Source organism: Streptomyces sp. H27-H5 (assembly GCF_026627505.1).
Lineage (GTDB): Bacteria > Actinomycetota > Actinomycetes > Streptomycetales > Streptomycetaceae > Streptomyces.
Genome location: NZ_JAPNLK010000091.1, coordinates 1 through 22,600, shown reverse-complemented (window position 1 = coordinate 22,600; position 22,600 = coordinate 1). Strand labels below are relative to the sequence as shown.

Annotated in this window: 25 protein-coding genes; 13 read left to right on the top strand and 12 right to left on the bottom strand. The window is 72.4% G+C overall.

Annotation, left to right across the window (positions count from 1 at the left end; all coding sequences use genetic code 11):
• Window positions 1-62 precede the first annotated feature (62 nt).
• Complete coding sequence (locus OTB19_RS33225; protein ID WP_267802415.1) at window positions 63-377, bottom strand: hypothetical protein; 315 nt, start codon at window positions 375-377, stop codon at window positions 63-65.
• Between the two features lie 164 nt (window positions 378-541).
• Here OTB19_RS33225 and OTB19_RS33220 point away from each other — a divergent pair, with 164 nt between their 5' ends.
• From OTB19_RS33220 to OTB19_RS33205, 4 genes are all read left to right on the top strand, one after another.
• On the top strand, window positions 542-829 hold the full coding sequence (locus tag OTB19_RS33220; RefSeq protein ID WP_267802414.1) for a hypothetical protein: 288 nt from the start codon (window positions 542-544) through the stop codon (window positions 827-829).
• 146 nt (window positions 830-975) lie between these two features.
• Window positions 976-2,250 (top strand): L,D-transpeptidase, encoded by a 1,275-nt coding sequence (locus OTB19_RS33215; protein WP_267802413.1) that lies wholly within the window; start codon window positions 976-978, stop codon window positions 2,248-2,250.
• Window positions 2,251-2,536: 286 nt separating this feature from the next.
• Window positions 2,537-2,824, top strand: a complete 288-nt coding sequence (locus OTB19_RS43765; protein ID WP_420716966.1) for a hypothetical protein — start codon at window positions 2,537-2,539, stop codon at window positions 2,822-2,824.
• Window positions 2,821-3,774, top strand: a complete 954-nt coding sequence (locus OTB19_RS33205; RefSeq protein ID WP_267802412.1) for a GNAT family N-acetyltransferase — start codon at window positions 2,821-2,823, stop codon at window positions 3,772-3,774. The genes OTB19_RS43765 and OTB19_RS33205 overlap by 4 nt, the downstream gene beginning before the upstream one ends.
• A gap of 81 nt (window positions 3,775-3,855) precedes the next feature.
• Here the strand turns inward: OTB19_RS33205 and OTB19_RS33200 are convergent, their stop codons facing one another.
• A complete protein-coding gene (locus OTB19_RS33200; RefSeq protein WP_267802411.1) occupies window positions 3,856-4,734 on the bottom strand; it encodes a helix-turn-helix domain-containing protein in 879 nt (292 codons plus the stop codon).
• Window positions 4,735-4,883: 149 nt separating this feature from the next.
• Between OTB19_RS33200 and OTB19_RS33195 the strand changes: the two genes are divergently transcribed.
• Window positions 4,884-5,930, top strand: a complete 1,047-nt coding sequence (locus OTB19_RS33195; RefSeq protein WP_267802410.1) for an NAD(P)-dependent alcohol dehydrogenase — start codon at window positions 4,884-4,886, stop codon at window positions 5,928-5,930.
• 31 nt (window positions 5,931-5,961) lie between these two features.
• Here the strand turns inward: OTB19_RS33195 and OTB19_RS33190 are convergent, their stop codons facing one another.
• Window positions 5,962-6,135, bottom strand: coding sequence for a hypothetical protein (locus OTB19_RS33190; RefSeq protein ID WP_267802409.1), 174 nt, complete (start codon window positions 6,133-6,135; stop codon window positions 5,962-5,964).
• 113 nt (window positions 6,136-6,248) lie between these two features.
• Here OTB19_RS33190 and OTB19_RS33185 point away from each other — a divergent pair, with 113 nt between their 5' ends.
• The gene (locus OTB19_RS33185; protein WP_420716965.1) at window positions 6,249-6,563 is read left to right on the top strand and encodes a twin-arginine translocation signal domain-containing protein; all 315 of its coding nucleotides are present in this window, start codon (window positions 6,249-6,251) and stop codon (window positions 6,561-6,563) included.
• Here OTB19_RS33185 and msrA read toward each other — a convergent pair.
• The gene (msrA, locus tag OTB19_RS33180; protein ID WP_267802407.1) at window positions 6,517-7,191 is read right to left on the bottom strand and encodes a peptide-methionine (S)-S-oxide reductase MsrA; all 675 of its coding nucleotides are present in this window, start codon (window positions 7,189-7,191) and stop codon (window positions 6,517-6,519) included. The genes OTB19_RS33185 and msrA overlap by 47 nt on opposite strands.
• Window positions 7,192-7,325: 134 nt before the next feature.
• Window positions 7,326-8,432: a hypothetical protein gene (locus OTB19_RS33175; RefSeq protein ID WP_267802405.1), complete on the bottom strand. Its 1,107-nt coding sequence runs from the start codon at window positions 8,430-8,432 to the stop codon at window positions 7,326-7,328.
• A 109-nt stretch (window positions 8,433-8,541) separates the two neighbouring features.
• Here OTB19_RS33175 and OTB19_RS33170 point away from each other — a divergent pair, with 109 nt between their 5' ends.
• Window positions 8,542-9,699, top strand: coding sequence for a cystathionine gamma-synthase (locus OTB19_RS33170; protein ID WP_267802404.1), 1,158 nt, complete (start codon window positions 8,542-8,544; stop codon window positions 9,697-9,699).
• Window positions 9,700-9,735: 36 nt separating this feature from the next.
• On the opposite strand, the gene OTB19_RS33165 is transcribed toward OTB19_RS33170, so the two are convergent.
• The 3 genes from OTB19_RS33165 to OTB19_RS33155 form a co-directional block, all read right to left on the bottom strand.
• Window positions 9,736-9,990, bottom strand: a complete 255-nt coding sequence (locus tag OTB19_RS33165) for a hypothetical protein (protein WP_385639317.1) — start codon at window positions 9,988-9,990, stop codon at window positions 9,736-9,738.
• Window positions 9,987-10,439, bottom strand: a complete 453-nt coding sequence (locus OTB19_RS33160; protein WP_053682172.1) for a sigma factor-like helix-turn-helix DNA-binding protein — start codon at window positions 10,437-10,439, stop codon at window positions 9,987-9,989. Before OTB19_RS33160 ends, OTB19_RS33165 begins: the two co-directional genes overlap by 4 nt.
• A gap of 104 nt (window positions 10,440-10,543) precedes the next feature.
• Entirely contained in the window at window positions 10,544-11,065 is a 522-nt protein-coding gene (locus tag OTB19_RS33155; RefSeq protein WP_267802403.1) for a MarR family winged helix-turn-helix transcriptional regulator, read from the bottom strand.
• A 302-nt stretch (window positions 11,066-11,367) separates the two neighbouring features.
• On the opposite strand from OTB19_RS33155, the gene ilvA reads away from it, so the two are divergent.
• The 3 genes from ilvA to OTB19_RS33140 all read left to right on the top strand — a co-directional run bounded on the left by ilvA (window position 11,368) and on the right by OTB19_RS33140 (window position 14,674).
• Complete coding sequence (gene ilvA, locus OTB19_RS33150; protein WP_267802402.1) at window positions 11,368-12,600, top strand: threonine ammonia-lyase; 1,233 nt, start codon at window positions 11,368-11,370, stop codon at window positions 12,598-12,600.
• A 263-nt stretch (window positions 12,601-12,863) separates the two neighbouring features.
• Complete coding sequence (locus tag OTB19_RS33145) at window positions 12,864-13,883, top strand: ATP-binding cassette domain-containing protein (RefSeq protein ID WP_267802401.1); 1,020 nt, start codon at window positions 12,864-12,866, stop codon at window positions 13,881-13,883.
• Window positions 13,880-14,674, top strand: coding sequence for an ABC transporter permease (locus OTB19_RS33140; RefSeq protein ID WP_267802400.1), 795 nt, complete (start codon window positions 13,880-13,882; stop codon window positions 14,672-14,674). Before OTB19_RS33145 ends, OTB19_RS33140 begins: the two co-directional genes overlap by 4 nt.
• A 74-nt stretch (window positions 14,675-14,748) precedes the next feature.
• Here OTB19_RS33140 and greA read toward each other — a convergent pair whose 3' ends face one another.
• Both greA and OTB19_RS33130 read right to left on the bottom strand, forming a co-directional pair.
• On the bottom strand, window positions 14,749-15,246 hold the full coding sequence (greA, locus tag OTB19_RS33135) for a transcription elongation factor GreA (protein WP_053682166.1): 498 nt from the start codon (window positions 15,244-15,246) through the stop codon (window positions 14,749-14,751).
• A 303-nt stretch (window positions 15,247-15,549) separates the two neighbouring features.
• Window positions 15,550-15,963 carry a DUF4307 domain-containing protein gene (locus OTB19_RS33130; protein ID WP_267802399.1) on the bottom strand — a complete coding sequence of 138 codons (414 nt, stop codon included), beginning with the start codon at window positions 15,961-15,963 and terminating at the stop codon, window positions 15,550-15,552.
• A gap of 337 nt (window positions 15,964-16,300) precedes the next feature.
• Between OTB19_RS33130 and mca the strand changes: the two genes are divergently transcribed.
• Window positions 16,301-17,188, top strand: coding sequence for a mycothiol conjugate amidase Mca (gene mca / locus OTB19_RS33125; RefSeq protein ID WP_267802398.1), 888 nt, complete (start codon window positions 16,301-16,303; stop codon window positions 17,186-17,188).
• Window positions 17,185-17,415 (top strand): hypothetical protein, encoded by a 231-nt coding sequence (locus tag OTB19_RS33120; RefSeq protein ID WP_267802397.1) that lies wholly within the window; start codon window positions 17,185-17,187, stop codon window positions 17,413-17,415. The genes mca and OTB19_RS33120 overlap by 4 nt, the downstream gene beginning before the upstream one ends.
• Window positions 17,416-17,603: 188 nt before the next feature.
• Here the strand turns inward: OTB19_RS33120 and OTB19_RS33115 are convergent, their stop codons facing one another.
• On the bottom strand, window positions 17,604-20,879 hold the full coding sequence (locus tag OTB19_RS33115) for a tetratricopeptide repeat protein (protein WP_267802396.1): 3,276 nt from the start codon (window positions 20,877-20,879) through the stop codon (window positions 17,604-17,606).
• A 227-nt stretch (window positions 20,880-21,106) separates the two neighbouring features.
• Between OTB19_RS33115 and OTB19_RS33110 the strand changes: the two genes are divergently transcribed.
• Window positions 21,107-21,862 (top strand): DUF4344 domain-containing metallopeptidase, encoded by a 756-nt coding sequence (locus tag OTB19_RS33110; protein ID WP_267802395.1) that lies wholly within the window; start codon window positions 21,107-21,109, stop codon window positions 21,860-21,862.
• Window positions 21,863-21,925: 63 nt separating this feature from the next.
• Here OTB19_RS33110 and OTB19_RS33105 read toward each other — a convergent pair whose 3' ends face one another.
• A complete protein-coding gene (locus OTB19_RS33105) occupies window positions 21,926-22,378 on the bottom strand; it encodes a hypothetical protein (RefSeq protein ID WP_267802394.1) in 453 nt (150 codons plus the stop codon).
• Between the last annotated feature and the right edge of the window lie 222 nt (window positions 22,379-22,600).

Genomic DNA, 22,600 nt, shown 5'->3' with positions numbered 1-22,600 from the left:
GACGAAGGGCCGCGCCCGGGGCGATCCCCCGGAGCGCGGCCCTTTCGCGTCTTCGAACGGCCCTACTCGGCGCGGGAGCGGTGTACGGAGAAGGTCACGAACCCCGCTCCGAGCCCCAGGAAGAGGGTGCCGCCCATCAGGTAGGGGGTGGTGTCGATACTGCCGGTGTCGGCGAGGGCGAGAACGGCCTCCTGGGGTTCCGCGTGGTTCACGACCATGTCGGAGGACGTGATCGTGCCCGTGTTGGCGGGGGCGGGCGCCCCGGAGGATCCCGACGCTTGTCCTGGTGCGGTGGCATTGGCCGACGGCACGAACCAGAGGGCGGCGAGGAGGGTGGTCGCTCCGAGAGCGGTGAGCAGCGGTCGACGTGCGGACACGGTGCGATCCCCCTTGTGGCAGCAGCGAATTGGCCGTGTGCGCCGATGCTAGTGAAAGGGGCGGGTCGTGGGAAAGTCGGGGCGGCCACGGGCTTACTCTCCGTCGTATGAACCCTTCTGAGACATCACGGTACGTACGACTTCGGGTGGATTTGGTCCTCGAAGTGACCGACACCACGGCACTGACCGGAGCGGCGCACGCCCACATCAAGGCCGACGAGTTCATGCCGGACGAGGAGCGCGGGCACGCGGAGGCGGCGGTACGCGACGACGAGTCGGAGGCCCTGGCCTACCTCGTCGACCCCACTGACCTGGTCACGGGCATCCCCGGAGTGGAACTCGCGCAGGCCTCCTGGAGCAGCGAGCCCGCCGAATACGACCCCGAGTCCCTGGAGTGGGACCTGGACGAGGAAGATGGGGACCACGACGAAGAGCCGACCGACAACGCGTGACCGTGGGGTTGCACACATTCGAACCGGATGTGGAACCGAACAGGGTCGTTTGAGCGTTGTTGATCCGTGGCAGGGGGGCGTGCCCCCCTGTCCGGTAGGAATACCGCCCGGCGGCAGTCGGGTGGAGCTCGGGGGTTCCGGCAACGATGGAGTGGCGTGTGAGGACGGACAGCATGCGGAGGAAGAGGTCCCTGGTGGCCGTTTCCGCCGTGCTCGGTGGCGTATTGGTGCTCTCGGCCTGCAACGGCGGCGGAGACAGCGACCCGAAGGCGGGCGGCACGGAGACCGGCAAGTCGCAGGCGGACGTGGACGCCGCGGCGGCCAAGGACAGCTCCAAGGCCCGAATAGCCATCACGCCCAAGGACGGCGCCACCAACATCGGCCTGAACGACGCGACCAAGGTCGCCGTCAGTGACGGCACGCTCACCAAGGTCGAGCTGAAGACCACGGAGGGCACGGTCGTCCCCGGCAAGATCGCCGGCGACGGCAAGAGCTGGAAGCCGGACGGGGCGCTCAAGCGCTCCACCAAGTACGCCCTGTCGGCGACCGCCAAGGACGAGGCCGGCAAGGAGGCGCACGAGAACGCCTCCTTCACCACCGTCTCCCCGGAGAACAGCTTCGTCGGCTCGTTCATCCCGGACGACGGCCAGACCGTCGGCGTGGGCATGCCGGTCTCGATCACCTTCAACAAGCCGATCAAGGACCAGAAGGCCGTCCAGGCGGCCATCAACGTCTCCTCCAGCAGCGGCCAGGAAGTCGTCGGCCACTGGTTCGGCTCGCAGCGGCTGGACTTCCGTCCGGAGGAGTACTGGAAGGCGAACTCCACCGTCACGCTGAAGCTGGCGCTGGAGGGCGTGAAGGGGGCGCCCGGCGTCCAGGGCGTCCAGAACAAGACCGTCTCCTTCAAGATCGGCCGGAGCCAGGTCTCCAAGGTAGACGCGAAGACCAAGCAGATGACGGTCACCCGTGACGGCGCGGTCCTCAAGACCATCCCGATCTCGGCGGGGTCCCCGGACAACCCGACGTACAACGGCAAGATGGTGATCTCCGAGAAGTTCAAGGAGACCCGGATGGACGGCGCCACCGTCGGCTTCAAGGACGGCGACGGCAAGGGCGAGTACGACATCAAGGACGTCCCGCACGCGATGCGGCTGTCCACCTCGGGCACCTTCATCCACGGCAACTACTGGGGCGCCGACTCGATCTTCGGCAAGGTCAACACCAGCCACGGCTGTGTCGGTCTCAACGACGCCCAGGGCGCCAACGACCCGAACACCCCCGGCTCGTGGTTCTTCGACAACTCGCTGATCGGCGACGTGGTCGACGTGGTCAACTCCCCGGACAAGACCATCAAGCCGGACAACGGCCTCAACGGCTGGAACATGAGCTGGGCGGAGTGGAAGGCGGGCGCGGCCTCCTGACGCCGTGTACGACCTGAACTGACGCGCGGACGACGACGGACGGCGGGAAACCCACACGGGTTTCCCGCCGTCCGTCGTCTGTCGTCGTCTGTCGTCGCCCGTCGCCGCGTGTCGTCGCGTGGCGGCGTGGGTTCCTTCTCATCCGACCGCAGGGCGCGGTCCTCCAGTCGCTCCACGGCCTCGGCACCGACATGACCGTCACCAAGGCCCAGAGCCCGCCGGAGGAGGGCGCGCCCAGGGCGAGGGCGAGGAGGGCGCCGGCACCGAACAGAGCCGCGACCTGGTGATGCCGCAGGGCTTCCAGACGCTCGACTCCACCACCGTGGCCAAGGTCGCCGCCCAGGACGGGGTCGCCCACGCGGTGGGCGGGCTCAGCCTCCAGGTGACGAAGGTCAACGGCCAGTTCAAGCACGGCGAGTTGCGCCGGGCCCAGGGCGGTACGGGCGCGAAGCCGGGCACCTCCGGAGGCGGCACGGCGGGTGCGGCGGGCGGCAACGATCCGCAAAGGCCGGGTGACGGTGACGGAAAACCCCTGAGCACCCGGCGGCAGCCCCGGCTAGGGTCCCGATCATGACGATCCGACCCGTGGCCCCACCCCCGTCCGACACCGAGGTGGACTCCTGGCACGCGGTCCTGACCGCCGCCACGACCACCGACCAGCCGGGGCTGCCGGCGCCCTCCCGCGCGGAGGTGGCCGGCCGGCTCCGGGTGCCGCCGGCCCGGGGCCGGAACGCGTTCTGGACGACGGACGACGGGGACGGCGTCGCGGGCCTGCTCCTGTTCACCGACGAGGGCAACATGCACACCGCGTTCCTGGACGTGCTGACGGTGCGCCCCGAGGCGCGCCGGCGGGGCGTGGGCACCGCCCTGTGGGAGCGGGTCCGGGCCGAACTCCTCGCGCGCGACCGCACCTCCGTCTCCGTGCTCGTCGACCTCGAAGGACCGGGTCGGGCGTTCGCCGAGTCCCTCGGCTTCGAGAACGTGCTGCGGATGGCCTGGTACGTCCAGGACGTGGCCGGGCCCGCCGCGATACCGGCCACCCCCGGCTACGAGCTGCTGTGCTGGCCCGGCGTCGTCCCCGACGCGTGGGCGCCGGCGGTGGCCGTGGCCCACGCGGCGATGGAGGACGCGCCGAGCGGGGACATGGACGAGCAGACGATGACGTGGACGGCCGAGCGGGTACAGGCCGTACAGCGGCTGGTCCTGGAGCGGGGCGGCGAGCTGACCACGGTCGCGGCGGTGACCCCCGCCGGGGAGGTGGCCGCGTACACGGTCCTCGTCCGGACGGACCCGGCGGGGCCGCGCGCCCTCCAGTACGACACGGTGGTCGTCTCCGCCCACCGGGGCCACGGCCTCGGCCGCGCCGTCAAGCTCCGCATGCTGGCGGAGGTGGCCGCGCGCCACCCCGACCTGCGGCAGATCGGTACGACCGTCGCGGACGAGAACGGCCCCATGCGGGCGGTCAACGAGTCCCTGGGCTACCGGTGGGAACGCGGCGTGGGGATCTTCCAGCACACGCTGTGACCCGGGGCGCGCAGACGTCCGCGCGCGGGGCCGGCCGGACGCACCTCGGGGCGCGGAGGCGCGGGGCCGGCCGGACGTACCTCAGTTCTGCGACGGGGCGTCCACGGGGGAGTGGGCCGGCGCCGACCAGGACGACAGCAGGCGCAGGGCGTCCGCCGACGGGGACCCCGGGGTGGCGTGGAAGGTGACCAGCGACTGCTCCGGGTCGTCCCGCAGGGTCAGCGTCTCGAAGTGCAGGTCCATCTCACCCACCACCGGGTGCCGCAGCCGCTTCACGCCGTGCGTCTTGTCCGCGACCGTGTGCGCCGCCCACAACCGCCGGAACTCCTCGTTCTTCACCGACAGCTCCCCGACCAGCGCCGACAACTGCTCGTCCTCCGGGTGCTGGCCCGCGTACATCCGCAGATTGCTGACCACCTCGCAGGCCCGGCACTCCCAGTCCGCGTACAGCTCCGCCGTCGCGCCGTCCAGGAACACCAGCCGCACCAGGTTCCGCTCCCCGACCGGCAGCGCCCCGAAGTCCCCGAAGACCGCGACGGCCAGCCGGTTCCAGCCGATGACGTCCTGCCGCCGCCCCACCAGGTAGGCCGGTACGCCCTCCATCGCGTCCAGCAGCGTCCGCAGCTCCGGCCGGACCTGCTGGGGTCGCCGGGACTGGCGCCGCTTGAGGGTGCGCGGGCTCGCCAGATGGGTCAGGTGCGCCGACTCCGTGTCGTCCAGCCGCAGGGCCCGCGCGATCGCGTCCAGCACCTCCGCCGACACGTTCTGTCCGTGTCCCTGCTCCAGCCGCGTGTAGTACGCCACCGACACCCCGGCCAGCTGCGCCAGCTCCTCCCGACGCAGGCCGGGCACCCGACGGTGGCGGCCGTAGTCGGGCAGCCCCACGTCCCCGGGGCGCAGCCGCGCCCGCCGGCTCCGCAGGAACTCGCCCAGTTCGGCTCGCTGATCAAGCTGGTCCATACAACCAGTATGTCCGGGTCGCGAACCGTGTGCCTGACCCCGCCAGTGGTAGGTCCACGGGTCGTAGGCACAGCAGGGGACTGGGTGACACGAGGGAATGGGGGCATCGTGGAGATACCGCTGGAAATCCCCGTCCGAGGAGCTTCACCATGTCCGTCACCCAGGTCGCCGCCTACGCCGCTCCCGCCGCGAAGGCCCCGCTGGAGCGCACGACGATCCCGCGCCGCCCGGTGGGCGAGCACGACGTCCTCATCGACATCAAGTTCGCCGGCATCTGCCACTCCGACATCCACCAGGCCACCGACGGCTGGGGCGAGGGCATCTTCCCCATGGTGCCCGGCCACGAGATAGCCGGTGTGGTCACCGAGGTCGGCACCGGCGTCACGAAGTTCGCGGTCGGCGACCGGGTCGGCGTCGGCTGCTTCGTCGACTCCTGCCGCGAGTGCGAGCAGTGCCTGGCCGGCTTCGAGCAGTACTGCCTCAAGGGCATGACCGGCACGTACAACGCGATCGACAAGAACGGCGAGCCCACCTACGGCGGCTACTCCACCCACATCGTCGTCGACGAGAACTACACCGTCCGCATCCCCGAGGGCATCGACCTCGACGTCGCGGCCCCGCTGCTGTGCGCCGGCATCACCCTGTACTCCCCGCTCAAGCACTGGAACGCGGGCCCCGGCAAGAAGGTCGCCATCGTCGGCCTCGGCGGCCTCGGCCACATGGGCGTCAAGATCGCCTCCGCGCTGGGCGCCGACGTCACCGTCCTGTCGCAGAGCCTGCGCAAGAAGGACGACGGCCTCCGGCTGGGCGCCTCGGAGTACCACGCCACCAGCGACGACACCACCTTCGAGAAGCTCGCCGGCACCTTCGACCTGATCGTCTCCACCGTCTCCGCGCCGCTGCCCCTCGACACGTACCTGCGGCTGCTCAAGGTCGACGGCGCGTTCGTGAACGTCGGCGCCCCGGAGGACCCGGTCTCGCTGAACCTGTTCTCCGTCATCGCCGGCCGCAAGACCCTCGCGGGCTCCTCGATCGGCGGGATCGCCGAAACCCAGGAGATGCTGGACTTCTGCGCCGAGCACGGCCTGGGCGCCGAGATCGAGCTGATCGGCGCCGACCGGATCAACGAGGCCTACGACCGGGTGCAGGCGAGCGACGTCCGCTACCGCTTCGTGATCGACACCGCGACCATCTGACCCGCCCGGCGCCATCCGGCCGCCGGGCGCCCTACGGACGTCCGGCGTCGTCCGGCCGCTCCGCGCCGTCCGCGTGCTCCGCCCGACCCGCCTGCCCCACCGCAGGCGGGTCGGCCCGTTCCAGCGCCCCGCGCAGCCGGTCGCGCGCCGCGCTCCGTACGGCGATCCGCGCCTCCAGGACCGCCGGCCGCTTCCCCGCCCACACGCGCCCGTCCTCCGGCGGGCGCCGTCACACGCTTTTCACGCCCCGTGCATGGTCTTGCCGGCGCGCCGTGCGGACGATCGCCTCACCAGCCTTCCGTCCCACAGGAGTTCGCGATGCCCAGCCGCCGTCACTTCCTCGCCGGATCCGCGGCCGCCGTGGGCCTCGCCGCCCTGCCCCGGGCGGCGGGCCGCCCTGCTCACCGGCCTGCACACCGGACACGCCGCCGTCCGCGCCAACCCGGACAGCGGCGGCCAGGGCGCCAACGCCAACTCCGCCTTCGACCACACCTCCTGGGCCCGCCCCCCCATCACCCTGGCATGACGAAGCCCCGGTCCGCCGCCGCGGGTGCGGCGGCGGACCGGGGCGTACGCCCGGGACGGCTCAGGCGCCGGCCGACGGAGCCTGGGCCACGCCGATCGGGCAACTGACGCCCGTGCCGCCGATGCCGCAGTACCCGCCGGGGTTGCGGTCGAGATATTGCTGGTGGTAGGCCTCGGCCGGCCAGAACGGGCGCTCCGACGCCGGGAGGACGGCGGTGGTGATGTCGCCGTGGCCCGCGGCCGTCAGGACCCGCTGGTAGGCCTCGCGGGAGGCCTCGGCCTCCGCCTGGTGGGCGGGGGAGTGGGTGTAGATCGCCGAGCGGTACTGGGTGCCGACGTCATTGCCCTGGCGGAAGCCCTGCGTGGGGTCGTGGGACTCCCAGAACAGCTTCAGCAGGGTCGCGTACGAGACGAGCGCCGGGTCGAAGACCACCCGCACGACCTCGGTGTGGCCGGTCTGCCCCGAGCAGGCCTCCTCGTACGTCGGGTTCTCCGTGAACCCGCCCTGGTAGCCGACCAGGGTGGTCCACACCCCGGGGGCCTGCCAGAACTTGCGCTCCGCGCCCCAGAAACAGCCCAGGCCGAAGTCCGCCACCGCAAGGTGCGCGGGGTAGGGGCCCGCCAGCGGGTTGCCGAGCACGGTGTGCGCGGACGGCAGCGAGAAGAGCGGTTCCGAGCGGCCCCGCAGGGCTTCTTCGCGGGTCGGGAGCTCGGGCGTGCGGCGGTACGAGAACATGGGTCGCCTCCTTGGTAGTGGGAACAACGGACCAGGGCGGCCCGGGATTCCCGCACCGGGTACCCGCGACGGGTTCCCGCACCGGATTCCCGAACCGCCCCGCGGCCACCGCGCCCGCAGCAGCCCGCCCCGCGTCAGTGCGGCAGCGTCGCCGGCGAGCCGCCGTTGGCCTCGTAGCCGGCCACCGCCAGCGCCCGGTACACCGCGTACGCCGCCGCCGGGTTCGACGAGGCGGACCAGGGCAGCGCGCCGACGTACCCGTCCACGTGCCGCACCTGCTCCATCGCCTCCGCCCAGCGCTCCATGCTCACCAGGAACATCAGCAGCAGGTGCCGTACGTGGGCGAGCATCGGGTCGTCCGCGCGGGCCGTGCGGACCGCGTACATCGCGCCCTCCACGGCCCGGGTGACGACCGCGCTCTGCCAGAACGTCGACACGAAGTTGACCTCGGGCAGGTGCTCGTACACCGCGAACAGCGGCAGGGCCGCCAGCAGCGAACCCTGCGGGGCGCGGGCCGCCGCCGCGTGCGTGAACGCGTCGGCCTTCTCCCGCGAGCCGTGCCACTTCTCGCACCAGTAGTTCAGGGCCGCCAGGTGCGCGCCCATGTGCTGCGGGGCCCGGTCGATGACCTTCGCCCACAGCGCGTCGTACTCCGCCTCGGAGTAGCCCAGCGCCCGGCCGATCGCCAGCTCCGTGATGTACGGGACCGGATCCCCCGGCGCGAGCAGGGCCGCCCGCCGGCAGGCCTCCAGGGCCTCCTCCAGGATGATCCGGTGGTCCTCGGAGCCGACACCGCCCGAGTGCCGCCAGGCCTGCTGCACCAGCAGTTCGGCGTGCACCTGCGCGCCGCCCGCGTCCTTCGGCGCCTCCAGCCGCCACGCCTTCAGCCACTGCGCGCCCTCCCCGGGCCGGCGCACCAGGTCCAGTGCCGCCGCACCGCCGAAGGCCTGGACGCGCTGCCAGCGCTGTTCGCCCTCCGTCGGGGTCCCGGCGAGCAGTTGCGAGGCGGCCTGCCACCGGCCGGTGCGCTCGACGTTGTCGAGGGCGTCCATCAGGTCCTGGTCGGGCCCGGGAACGCGGATGTCCAGCTCCTCTTCCCGGTCGAACCCGTAGTTCGCGGGGTCGGCGGCGTCCGGGCTGCCGGGCGCGACCAGCCGCGCGCCGCCCCGCCGGCGCCGGATGTAGGGGGCGGCGATGGCCACGAGCAGGCCCATCGCGAAGAGGAACCACAGAATCTCCATGCCTCCAAGCGAACCAGACGCACCCGGGCCAAGGCCAATGCCTCACTGGCCAGGCCCGATGGTCGGGGCACGAGAGGAACCACCGCCGGACGGGGCATAGCATCTGCCCATGAGCGACGACAGCCACGAGCACCAGAGCTTCGAGACCCGCGCGATCCACGCGGGCAACACGGCGGACCCGCGGACCGGCGCGGTCGTGCCCCCGATCTACCAGGTGTCCACGTACAAGCAGGACGGCGTCGGCGGACTGCGCGAGGGCTACGAGTACAGCCGCAGCGGCAACCCGACGCGCACCGCCCTGGAGGAGAACCTCGCGGCGCTGGAGGGCGGCCGACGCGGTCTCGCCTTCGCGTCCGGGCTCGCCGCCGAGGACTGCCTGCTGCGTACGCTGCTCTCCCCGGGCGACCACGTGGTCATCCCGAACGACGCCTACGGCGGCACGTTCCGCCTCTTCGCGAAGGTCGTCTCCCGCTGGGGCGTCGAGTGGTCGGTGGCCGACACCTCCGACCCGGACTCCGTTCGGGCGGCCCTGACGCCGAAGACCAAGGTGATCTGGGTCGAGACCCCCTCCAACCCGCTGCTCGGCATCACGGACATCGCCGTGGTCGCCGACATCGCGCGGTCCGCCGGCGCCAAGCTGGTCGTGGACAACACCTTCGCGTCCCCCTACCTCCAGCAGCCCCTGGCGCTCGGCGCCGACGTGGTCGTGCACTCGCTGACCAAGTACATGGGCGGTCACTCCGACGTCGTCGGCGGCGCCCTCGTCGCGGCCGACGAGGCGCTCGGCGAGGAGCTGGCCTACCACCAGAACGCCATGGGCGCGGTGGCCGGACCCTTCGACTCGTGGGTCGTGCTGCGCGGCATCAAGACCCTCGCCGTCCGCATGGACCGGCACGCGGAGAACGCCGCGAAGATCGTCGAGGTGCTCGCGCGTCACCCGAAGGTCACCAAGGTCCTCTACCCGGGCCTGCCCGAGCACCCGGGCCACGAGGTCGCCGCCAAGCAGATGCGCAACTTCGGCGGGATGATCTCCTTCCAGGTCGCCGGTGGCGAGGAGGAGGCCGTCGCGGTCTGCGGCCGTACGAAGATCTTCACCCTGGCCGAGTCCCTCGGCGGCGTCGAGTCCCTCATCGAGCACCCGGGCCGGATGACCCACGCCTCGGTGGCCGGCTCGGCCCTGGAGGTCCCGGCGGACCTGATCCGCCTCTCGGTCGGCATCGAGAACGCCGACGACCTCATCGCGGACCTCACCCGCGCGCTGGGCTGAGCCGCCCCTTCGCCGGATGCCGCCACCGGGCGGTCGTCACCAGCCCTCCAGGGGCGGGGAGACATCGCTCGGCGGCGTCGCCCACGGCCGGGTCAGCACCGCCCACACCGTGAACGCGAGCGCCGCCGCGCACAGCACCGTCCAACCGAACCGGCGCAGGGCCCGGCGGCGGCGCAGGAGCCGGTCCCCGCGGGCCGCCGCGGCGGCCGCCAGCCCGACCGGCACCGTCGGGTGGGGACCTTCCATCAACTCCCGCACCCGTGCCGCCTTGCGGTCGGGGAAGGCGCTCACGCCGCCTCCCGACCGGGGGCGGGCGCAGCGTCCCGCAGCGCCGCGACGGCCCGGTTGCACAGGGCGTGGACCCGCTCGGCGGGCAGCCCGAGCTGCGCCGCGGTGACCTCCTCCGCGACGCCCTCGTACACCCGCAGCACCAGGACGAGCCGTTCCAGCGGGACCAGCCGCGCGAGCGGCCCCGTACCGGAGGGCCGGCGGCGGGCGGTGCGGGCGTACGCGGCGCACAGTTCCTGCCGCGTGTGGTCGTACGGGTCGTCGCCGCGCAGCCTGCGCCAGTCCGCGTACGTACGGGCCAGGGCGCCCGCGAGGAGCCGGCGCGCGACGGCCGGGTCGTCCTCGGGTTCGGCGGTCAGCAGGATCGCGACGTGCAGGAGCCGGCCCGCCGCACCCGCGACGAAGGCCTCGAACTCCGCGTAGGGCCTTGCCCGGTGGTCCACAACCCCCATGGCTCACATAGTGCGGCCGGGGGCACCGCCTTGGTCAAGGGGTCGGACACGGCCGAATCCGTACGGTGCGGTGGGCGGGCCCGGGACCCGGACGGCGGCGGGGTTCAGGAAGCGGGGCCCGCGTCCGCGACGGAGGCCATCAGCTCCGACAGCGACAGGTTGAAACGCGTCAGCAGCCCGGTGAAGGACTCGCGCTCCTCCTCCGTCCAACCGTCGGTCACCCGCGCCATCAGCTCGCGCCGCGAGGAGCGGACCTCCTCCAGCCGCGCCAGCCCGCGCGGGGACAGCGCGAGCACCACGGCCCGGCCGTCCTCGGGGTGCGAGGTCCGCTTGACCAGGCCGCCGTCGACGAGCGGGGCCACCTGGCGGGTCACGGTGGACGAGTCGATGCCCATGCCGCCCGCGAGCGCCTTGACGCCCATCGGGCCTTCCAGGTCGAGTCGGTTCAGCAGCAGGTAGGCGGCTCGGTCCATCGAGTTGCGGGCCTGACCGACTCCGCCGAGGCGGGTCTGCTCCGCCCGACGGGCGAAGACCGCCACCTGGTGCTGGAGCGCGTCGAGGAGGCCGGCTTCGGCGGGCGTTTCGGCCACCGTGGGCAGGTCGGAACTGGCCGGGATGGAGGGCATGGCCGTGGGCTCTCTTCGCGTGGGTCCGACAAGGATGGGGGACAGAGTACGCGGCCGTGCGGCGGCTCGTACGCCTCGTACGAGAACTGATACGACCGTCGCCGGACGCGGTACCGCGCCGCGGCGATTGGCGTGATCCCGCCCCCGGTCGGTGCGCTCCCCGGTCGGACGGTGTGCCGGCCGCGGCTGCGGCCGAAGTCGGTGTGCCGCCCGTGGCGGCGTCCCGGTCCCCCTTTCGCGGGCCCCGTCTCACGGGTGCGACGTCCTGCGCCCCGATCGGCGCGGGCTGCGAGACTGGCCACATGAACTACCGCGTGCCCACGCCCGTCCCCCAGGTCATCCTCGACGACGTCCGGGGGGCCCAGAAGATGCTGTCGGGCGTCTCGCGGGTCACGGCGATGGAAGGCAGTCGGCACCTCTCCGCGCTGACCGGATCGCCGGTCCACTTCAAGTGCGAGAACCTCCAGCGGACCGGTTCCTTCAAGCTGCGCGGGGCGTACGTGCGCATCGCGGGCCTGCGCCCCGAGCAGCGCGCCGCCGGCGTGGTCGCGGCCAGTGCCGGCAACCACGCGCAGGGCGTCGCGCTGGCCTCGTCCCTCCTGGGCGTGCGTTCCACGGTGTTCATGCCCGTGGGGGCGCCGCTGCCGAAGGTGGCGGCGACCCAGGAGTACGGCGCCGAGGTGATCATGCACGGGCAGGTGGTCGACGAGACCCTCGCCGCCGCCCAGGAGCACGCCGACCGCACCGGGGCCGTGTTCATCCACCCCTTCGACCACCGCGACATCATCGCGGGTCAGGGCACGGTCGGCCTGGAGATCCTGGAGCAGTGCCCCGAGGTGCGCACGATCCTCGTCGGCATCGGCGGCGGCGGGCTCGCCGCCGGCGTCGCCGTCGCGGTGAAGGCGCTGCGGCCCGACGTGAAGGTCATCGGCGTGCAGGCGGCGGGGGCCGCCGCGTACCCGCCCTCGCTCAAGGTCGGGCACCCGGTGTCGATCGACAACCCGAACACCATGGCGGACGGCATCAAGGTCGGCCGACCCGGCGACGTCCCCTTCAAGATCATCGGTGAACTCCTCGACGACGTCCGCACGGTGTCGGAGGACGCGCTCTCCAGCGCCCTGCTGCTCTGCCTGGAGCGGGCCAAGCTCGTGGTCGAGCCGGCCGGCTGCAGTCCGGTCGCCGCGCTGATGAGCGAGCCCGAACTGTACGGCGGCGGCCCGGTCGTGGCCGTCCTGTCCGGCGGGAACGTCGATCCGCTGCTGCTCCAGCGCATCCTGCGGCACGGCATGGCGGCGGCCGGCCGCTACCTCTCGCTGCGGCTGCGCGTGAGCGACCGGCCCGGGGCGCTGGCCGGTCTGCTCGGGGTGTTGTCGACGGTGGACGCGAACGTGTTGGACGTCAGTCACGTCCGGACCGACCCGCGGCTGGGGCTCACCGAGGTGGAAGTGGAACTGCACCTGGAGACCAAGGGGCCCGAGCACTGCGCCCAGGTCGCGCGGTCGTTGCACGCCGCGGGGTACACGGTCATGAGCTGAGGTCGCGGGCCTTCGAGGAGGGACTGCGCGGGCCTTCGGGGCGGGGCTCCGCGGGGTTCGAGGAGGGGCTGCTCGGGCCTCGTACATCCGAGCGGAACGCTCAATCCCGTGGCGGTACGCGATATGACGCGATACGGTACCGGCTCGGCCGGTGCGCGCCCGTGCAGACGGGCGGTGCGGGTCGTCGCGAAAGCCGGGCGGAACTCGCGTCCCGCCCCTAAGATTTGTCCGGGAAACACCCGATTCGCTCTGGGAGAATCCTCATGCCAGGCGCCATCTACGCCGAAGGTCTGGTGAAGACCTTCGGCGACGTACGGGCTCTGGACGGCGTGGACCTCGATGTTCCCGAAGGAACCGTCCTGGGTCTTCTCGGCCCGAACGGCGCGGGCAAGACCACGGCCGTGCGCGTCCTGACCACCCTCATCCAACCCGACAGCGGCCGAGCCCTCGTCGCAGGGATCGACGTACTGAAGAACCCCGACCAGGTCCGCCGATCGATCGGTCTCTCCGGCCAGTTCGCGGCGGTGGACGAGTACCTGACCGGCCGCGAGAACCTCCACATGGTCGGCCGGCTCTACCAGATGAACTCCAAGGCGGCGAAGGCCCGGGCCGCCGAACTCCTGGAGCGTTTCAACCTCACCGAGGCCGCCGACCGGACGGCCAAGACCTACTCCGGCGGCATGCGCAGGCGCCTCGACCTCGCGGCCGCGCTCGTCGTCAGCCCGCCCGTGATGTTCATGGACGAGCCGACCACCGGACTCGACCCCCGCAACCGGCAGCAACTGTGGGGCATCATCCAGGAACTCGTGGCGGGGGGCACCACCCTGCTGCTCACCACCCAGTACCTGGAGGAGGCCGACCACCTCGCCCACGACATCTGCGTCGTCGACCAGGGCAAGGTCATCGCGCGCGGCACCTCCGACCAGCTCAAGGCCCGTACCGGCGGCGAGCGGGTGGAGGTCGTCGTCCACGAACGGGACCACATCGCCACGGCGCGCGCGGTGCTCGCCGGCTTCGGCAAGGGCGAGGCCACCGTCGAGGAACACACCCGCAAGCTGACCGTCCCGGTGTCCGGCGGCGCCAAACTGCTCGCCGAGGTCATCCGCGAACTCGACGGCCGGGGCATCGAGATCGACGACATCGGACTGCGCCGGCCCACCCTCGACGACGTGTTCATCTCGCTCACCGGCCACGCGGCCGAACGGAACGAGGGAAGCGGCGCCCCGGAAGACACCCCGGCCGGGACCGAGGGCGGCGCGGCGCGGAAGGAGCAGGTGAAGTGAGCGGCGTGAGCGACTCCCTGGTCATCGCCCGGCGGAACGTGATCCGCCTGACCAGGATTCCCGAGATGGTCATCTTCGGGCTGATCCAGCCGATCATGTTCGTGGTGCTGTTCAGCTACGTGTTCGGCGGCTCGATGATGATCGGCGGTTCGACCGACCCCGTCGCCTATCGGAACTTCCTGATGGCCGGCATCTTCGCGCAGACCGTCACCTTCGCCACGGCCGGCGCGGGCGCGGGCATCGCGGACGACATGCACAAGGGCCTGATCGACCGCTTCCGTTCGCTGCCGATGGCCCGGGGCGCGGTCCTCACCGGCCGCACCCTCGCCGACCTCGTGCAGACCGCGATGACCATGGTCGTGCTCGCGATCGTGGCGCTCCTCGTCGGCTGGCGCATCCACGAGGGCGTGCCCAAGGCGCTGGGCGGCTTCGCCCTGCTGCTCCTGCTCGGCTACGCCTTCTCCTGGATCGGCGCGCTGATCGGCCTGTCGGTGCGCACCCCGGAGGCGGCCACCTCGGGCGGGCTGATCTGGCTCTTCCCCGTCACGTTCATCTCCAACGCCTTCGTGCCCACGGAGAACATGGCGAGTTGGCTCCAGCCCATCGCGGAGTGGAACCCCTTCAGCGCCACCGTGCAGGCCTGCCGGGAGCTCTTCGGGAATCCCGGCGTCTCCCCGTCCGACGCCTGGCCGATGGTCCACCCGGTCTGGGCGTCGCTGATCTGGTCGGTCGTGATCGTCGCGACCTTCCGCACGCTCGCGGTCCGCAAGTACCGCCGGGCGGCCAACTGAGGCAGGAGCCCGCACACGCCGAGAGCCCCCGCCCGGATCCGATCCGGGCGGGGGCTCTCGGCGTGTGCGGATGCTCAGCCGGTGAAGGGCTTGACGTCGAGGATCTTGACGGCGGCCGTCTTGCCGTTGGGCAGCTCGTACGAGGCGTCCTCGCCGATCTTCTTGCCCATCACGCCGGTGCCCAGCGGGGACTGCGGGGAGTAGGTCTCGAAGTCCGAGGACGCGTACTCGCGCGAGGCCAGCAGGAACTCCATGGTGTCGTCCTCGTCGCCGTCGAAGGCGATCTTGACGAGGGTGCCGGGGGCGACCACGCCGTCGGACGCGGGGGCGGTGCCGACCTTGGCGTTCTCCAGGAGCTGGGTCAGCTGGCGGACCCGGAGCTCCTGCTTGCCCTGCTCCTCCTTGGCCGCGTGGTAACCGCCGTTCTCACGCAGGTCGCCCTCTTCACGGGCAGCTGCGATCTTCGTCGCGATCTCCGTGCGTGCGGGACCAGAGAGGTAGTCCAGCTCTGCCTTCAGCTGGTCGTACGCCGCCTGGGTCAGCCAGGTGACGCTCTCGCTCGTCTGGGTCACGGGTGCTCCTCGTCGGTACAGGGGACTTCAAAGCCGCCAGCGGCGGACGAAACCACGAGCCTAACAATTCGGGAAGAAAAGGGGGAGGACACCCTCTGTATGAAGTGTGTCATCGGGCGTCGCCGTACCGCGTGGCGTCGCAGGTCACACGCCTGGTGCGGGGTGCGGAGGCAAACTTCCCGGGCGTGGCGCGGTATCGATCCGTAATGGGCGTCACCGATCGGGAACGGTCAGTACCGGTCGGTGGCAGGGTCACGATCCCCGGAGAGAGGGCGCAACCCGGCAGGATCCGAGAGGGACGGCCTACGAGGCGGCGCCGGCGGCCTGGCAGCCGACCAGCTTGACCGTCGTCGCCCGCCCGGTGGTCCTCAGCGAGACGACCTCGTCCACGCGCGCGTCCCGCTGCCCGAAGGTGAAGTCGGCGCGGCCCACCTCGCCGTGCCCCTCGTCCTGGGAACTGAGGGTGCAGACCCCGGTGACCCCGGTGTCCTTGCGGACCTCCAGATGCACCTTGACCTCGCTGTCCGACACGATCTGGAACTTGATCACCTCGGCGCTGACGGTCTGCCCGCCGACGTAGTCCCAGCCGATCCAGCCGACCACACCCAGCAGCCCGACCCCGAGCACGGAACCGACGATCTTGAGCTTGCGGTCCGCGCGCTCGTCCGCCGACCGGCCGTAGCGACCCTCGGGCAGTCCTTCGCGCACCGTGCTCATCGATCGTTCCTTTCGCGAGGGCCGGGAAGGCGCACTCCTCCGGTCCGGTCACCGTAACGGGAGGATGTCACGCCCCCCGCCCCGGGGCGGAATCAGGGGGCCGTCGGCGCGGGCGGTGAAAGCGGAATCCGAGGGCCCGGAAAAACCGGCGAAGGGCGGCCCGGGCACGCATTACCTTGGTCGCACCGCATGTACACGGGCACCGCGTGCGGGGCTGCGTCCCCCGGGACGAGTGTGCCGGGAATCTCCCTCGTCTCCGTTTGTTGAGGGGAGGAGTGACTATAGAAGGCGCCCACCGGCCTTCCCGTTTGCCAGACGAGTACCAGAGGATCCTGTCTTGACCGAGCAGCTTCGACTGATGGCCGTCCACGCCCACCCCGACGACGAGTCGAGCAAGGGCGCGGCCACCATGGCCAAGTACGTGTCCGAAGGGGTGCCCGTGCTGGTGGTGACCTGCACCGGCGGTGAGCGCGGCTCCGTCCTGAACCCCAAGCTCCAGGGGGACAAGTACATCGAGGAGCACATCCACGAGGTCCGCGCCAAGGAGATGGACGAGGCCCGCGAGATCCTCGGCATCGAGCAGGAATGGCTCGGCTACGTCGACTCCGGGCTGCCCGAGGGCGACCCGCTGCCGCCGCTGCCCGAGGGCTGCTTCGCGCTCGCCGACGTCGACGAGGCCGCCGGCCGCCTGGTGAAGAAGATCCGCGCCTTCCGGCCGCAGGTCGTCACCACGTACGACGAGAACGGCGGCTACCCCCACCCCGACCACATCATGACCCACCAGATCTCCATGGTGGCCTTCGAGGGCGCGGCGGACACCGAGAAGTACCCGGAGGCCGAGTTCGGCCCGGCCTACCAGCCGCAGAAGCTCTACTACAACCAGGGCTTCAACAAGCCGCGCACCGTCGCCCTGCACGAGGCGCTGCTCGCCCGCGGCCTGGAATCCCCCTACGGGGAGTGGCTGGAGCGCTGGAAGGAGTTCGAGCGCACCGAACGCACGCTGACCACGCACGTTCCCTGCGCGGACTTCTTCGAGATCCGTGACAAGGCGCTGATCGCGCACGCCACGCAGATCGACCCGGACGGCGGCTGGTTCCGCGTCCCGATGGAGATCCAGAAGGAGGTCTGGCCGACCGAGGAGTACGAGCTGGCGAAGTCGCTGGTGGACACTTCCCTCCCCGAGTCCGACCTCTTCGCGGGCATCCGGGAGAATGCGTGGTCATGAGCGCTACGCAGGAAGCAATCGTCCAGCTCCTCCCGCTGGCCGGCGACACCTTCGACAAGAACAAGGTGACCCCGGGAATCCTCGGTTTCATCGTGTTCGCGGCCCTCGCCCTCGGGGTGTGGGGCCTGATGAAGTCGATGAGCAAGCACATGGGTCGGGTGGACTTCAAGGAAGCCCCCGAGCCGGCGGCCAAGGGCACGACGACGGACGGCACGCGGGCCCCGTAGGCCCCCGCCCCGCGGGCCCCTGAGCCCGCGGGGCCCACGCGGGCGTCGGACGCACGCGCGACGACCGCCGCCCCACCCGTCGACCGGTGGGGCGGCGGCACGTACGCGTGCGCGATCCCGGCAGGCGCCGGGACGCGGGACCGGGACGACCGACCGGGGACGACCGACCGGGGACCCGCCCGGGGCCGTCAGGAGACCGGCAGCACCGGCACCCCCATGACCTCCCGCGACCGCAGGTTCGGGACCATGCCCAGCCGCCACGCCTGCCAGCCCTCCGCCGGATCCACCCCCCGCCCCAGGATCACCCCGTACGTCTCCAGGCAGTCCTCCAGCCGCCGGTCGCGCAGCGGGTGCGGGGCGGCCGCCAGCCGCGCCAGCTCCGCCCGCGCCTCGTCCGCGGCGCCCGCGACCGGCGGGACCGCGTACGGGAGCATCGTGCAGCGCAGGAAACGCGCCCAGTCCTCCCCGCGCAGGTCCCCGTACGAGGCGAACAGCCGGGCCGCCTCCTCGCACAACCCCAGCGCCTGCGGGACCCGCGCGTTGCCCGCGTCCACGACCGCCAGCTCCAGGCAGGTCCAGCCCTCCCCGTGGGCCAGCCCGATCCGCCGGAAGTCGGCCCGCGCGTCCACCAGCAACTGGCGGGCGAAACCGGAGTTCCGCAGGTTCCCCGTCTGCGCCGCCCGCTGGTCGCGCGTCACCCGACCCGAGTGGTGCCGGGCGTGCGCCAGCCCGTACACGTCCCGCATCCGGGAGAACATCGTCCGGGCCCGCTCCAGCTCCCGCACCGCCTTGTCGCGCTCGCCGTCCTCCTCCAACGCCTGCCCGAGGTAGTACAGCGTCCACGCCTCGCCGCGCGCGTCCTCCGCCAGCCGGTGCCGGGCCAGCGCGTCCCGCAACCGCTCCAGCGCCGGCCCCGGGTCCCCGTCCACGACCCGCGCCCGGCCCAACTGGGTCAGCGCCCAGGCCTGGCCGCGGTCGTCGCGGGTGCGCCCGTACATCTCCAGGGCCAGCCGCAGCTCCGGCTCCGCCCGCTCCGGCGCGCCCATCCGCAGGTACACCTGCCCCAGCTGGAAGTGCGCCCAGGCCTCCCCGTGCACGCTCTCGCTCTCCCGGTGCAGGGCGATGGACCGCTCCAGCAGCGTCAGCGCCTCCCCGAGCTCCGCCCGGTCCCGCTGCACCGCCGCCAGCGCGTGCAACCCCCACGCCCGGTCACCCGCCAGTTCCGGCGACTCCTGGAGGGCCAGGGCCTCACGCAGCCGGGCCGCGGCCTCCGGAAGGTTGCCCTGGTGGTGCAGGGTGATGCCCAGCGACACCAGGGCCATCGCCGCGCCCGCCTCCTGCTCGGCCTCCATGTACTGGTCGACGACCGAGGTCAAGGTGGTGCGGGCCTTGTCCAGGTCGCCGAGCTGGCGCGCGGCGATGCCCGTGCGCCACTGCACCGAGCGGGCCATCCGGCCGCCCCGCCCCGGCTCCCCCCGCTGCCCCGCCTCCACGGCCTGGGTCAGCTCGTTGATCTCGCCCAGCCGGTACAGGTCCCCGCGCAGCAGACAGAAGTCGCACAGCGCGCCCAGCAGGTCCAGCACCGCCTGTTGGTCCACGTCCTGCGAGTGCCGCAGCGCCGCCGTGATGAAGCTCGACTCGTCGTCCAGCCAGCGCAGCGCCGCGTCCAACGAGGCGAAGCCGTGCCCGCCGAAGTGGTTGGCGCGGGTGGACATCTTCCCGTCGACCATCCGGATCACCGAGTCCGCGAGCTGCGCGTAGTTGCGGATCAGCCGCTCGTGGGCGGCCGCCGCCTGCGCCCGGTCCTCGTCGGCCGCCAACCGCGCCGCCGCGTACGCACGCACCGCGTCGTGCATCCGGTACCGCTCCCCGCGCACCGGATCCAGCAGACCCGCCCGCGCCAGCTCGCGCAGCAGCCGCCCCGCCTCCGCCTGGTCCGCGTCGATCAGCGCCGCCGCCGCGGACGGCCCGAGCGAGGCCCGCCCGGCCAACGTCAGGCGCCGCAACAGCCGACGCCGCTCCTCGGGCAGCCGTACGTACGCCAGGTCCAGCGCGTGCTCCAGGGTGCCGCCGGAGCCCCCGGCCGCCTCGACCTCCCCCAGGGGAGCCAGCACGCGGAGCGCCAACGGCAGCCCCGCGCCGAGCCCCGACAGCTTCCGCCCGGCCTCCTCGCCGTACCCGGGCCCGCCCGCCGCCTCCGCGCCGGCGCGCAGCACCTCGGCCGCCTCCGGCTCCGACAAGCGGGCCAGCGGAAGCTGGTGCACCCACGCCGCCAGGTCCGCGGGCAACTCCAGCGGGCCGGACGCCGTCACCAGGACCAGACTGTCGGACCGCTCCGGAACCAGCGTCCGGACCTGCGCCGCGTCCACCGCGTCGTCCACCACGACCGTCACCGGCAGCCCCTGGAGGTGCTGGTGGTACAACTCCCCGAGCCGCCGCACCTGCTGCTCCGCCGAGGCGCCCTCGCGGAACAACAACTGCTCGCGCGGGGCGCCCAGCCGGTTCAGCAGGTGCAACAGCGCCTCCCGCGTCGACAGCGGGGCCTCCCCGGCGTCGCCGTGCGGGGAACCGCCCCGCAGGTCCACCACGCACGCGCCGCGGAACTGGTCCCGCAGCGCGTGCGCCGCCCGCAACGCCAACGCGGTGCGCCCCGAACCGGGCTCGCCGTGCACCACCACGACCACCGGCCGGGTCTCGGTACTGGCCCGCGCCGCCTGCACCCACTGCGCGATGCGCGTCAGTTCCGCCCGACGGCCGACGAAGCCCTCGTCCGTGTGCGGGAGTTGATTGAACGACTGCTCCAGCACGCTGCGCCGCCGCGCCTCCGCGCTGCGATCCGTGCCGCGCAGCGCGGGCCCGGAGCCCGTCGTCTGCTTGACGAGGCCGACCGCGCCGGCGTTGACGCCCGACCGGACCCGCGGCGGATTGCGCACCGCCGTCGCCACCAGACGCTGCTGCTCCAGGAACGGACGGATCCCGCGCACCTCCAGCGCCGACAGCCACTGCAGGCGCAACTGCTCCGGACCGCCCGGCCGGCCCGCCACGCCGGCCCGCCGGTTCGCCGCCGGCAGGTGGAGCGCCGTCACCTTGGCCGCCGTCGTGGCCGCCCCCGCGACGCCCACGACGATGCCCGTGCCGAGGGCCGTACCGGCCGCCACGCCGAAGGCCAGGTCCGCCCCGACGGCCGCGACCGCCCCGACCGCCGTCACCAGCAACGCCGTCGAACTGTTCGCGCGCCGGAACGCCTCGCCCAGCGACTGGTCCCCGGCCGCCGCCTCGTCCACGGCGCGCACGTACGCCTCGTACTCCTCGGAAGCGCTCGCGGCGAGCGTGTCCAGGGACTCCCGTCCGCGCGCCAGCAGGGCCGCCCTGTCGACCGGCGCCCCCGGAGCGGGCCGCCGCTCCTCCTCGTCCACGGCTCGCACCAGAAGCCGTTCGGCCTCCACACGATGACTGTCCCGCATCGGCATCCCCCTCAGAGCGCTCCGACAACGTGCCCCAAGTGTCCTGCGGGACGGTCGCGAGCGCGAGGGAATCCGAACCCGTTCAGAGGGAGTTGGCGCGTCTTCGGTCGACTGCGTGCATATATGTACGGCCGGATTCCGGGGGAACTGCCCCGCCGCACCTCCGGACGGATCAGTAGGCTGATCCGAACATCCGACAGTGTGTGGGGGGCGGCACGATGACGGGGATGCCGACGCGCGCCACCCGACGACGCCGCGCCACGCCCGCCGCACGGTCCGCCACGCTCTGCGCCGCCCTCGCGACGGCGCTCCTGTCGGGCGGCTGCGCGTCCGCCCCGCACGGATTCGCCGTACGGTACGAGGCCCCCGCCGCCGGCGACGAGCGCGAGGCCGCCTTCCTGCGGGACGGGAACCACGCCGACCGGGCCGTCACCCGCCTGAACGCCTACCTCGACCTCCCCCACCGGGTCACCGTCGTCGCCCGCTCCTGCGCGGGCGAGGGCACCTCCTACGACCCCGCCGCACACCGCATCGACCTCTGCTACGACGACATGGCGCAGGACCGGGAACTCCTCACGACCGACGAGAAGGTCGGCGCGATCGTCGCCGAGAGCGTCTACCACGAGGCGGGCCACGCCCTCGTCGACGCCCTCGAACTCCCCGTCGGCCCCGACCCCGACGAGGAGAACACCGCCGACCGCTTCGCGGCCCTGATGCTGCTCCGCGACGGCCCGGCCGGGGAACGCGCCCTGCGGACCGCCGCCGAGGAGTACGCACTGCTCGCGGCGCGCGACGAGGACCCCGACCCCGGCGAGGACGAACACGCCCCGCCGGCCGACCGCGCCGCGGCCCACCTCTGCCTCCTGCACGGCGCGGCTCCCGACCGCCACCCCGACCTCGCCGCCCGCACCCGCGACTGCACCCCCACCTGGCCCACCACCCGCGCCGCCTGGGAACACGCCCTGGCCCCGCTGCTCAGGTGATCCCCGGGGTGCGTTCGTGTCCGTCGTTCCGAGCGCCGTGGGTGCGAACGGACCGACTGCCCGTCAGTCGGTGGACTCCAGATCGAACTCCCGGGTCAGGATGTCCAGGGTCGCGGTGTTGCGAAGCTTGCAGGCGGAGTTCTGGTTGGCGAACATGCCGGTCTTCTTGATGCCCTTGCTGCGCTCCCGGGTGCGCATCCACCTGACCGGTACGACGTACTCCACCAGGCTCGGATCGCTGTCGTCGCCGGAATGGCGGTAGGTGCCGACGAGTTCCAGTGCGGACATGACCCGATCGCCCTCTTCGCCTCCGATGCGGGCGTCCGCGAAGGGGGTCGCGGGACCGGTGACTTCGCCGACCCCCACGTATCCCTCTCCCGGTATGTAGGCGAATACCCGGGCTCCGACCGGCAGGCCGCGCAAGGTACGGGTGAACCAGTCACCGCCGCCCGCGGAGACGAAGCCGTATGCTCGCGCGTCCTCCCACGACCGCACGTCGCCGTCGCCGAAGGACACGTACCAGTCACGGCCGTTCCACGGCTCGCGGGGGGCCGCCTTGCCGGGGGTCGCCGGAGCGGTCCGGCTTTCGTCGAGCAGCCAACTACGCGCCAGTAACTACTCACGTCTGATGGGTTCGAGGCCGAGGGAGGGGCAGCGGATCTCTCCGGTGGTGAAGCGGCCTGTGGGGGCGTCGAGCTGGACGATGATGCTCTGCCCGGCCCATCCGGTGACGGTGCC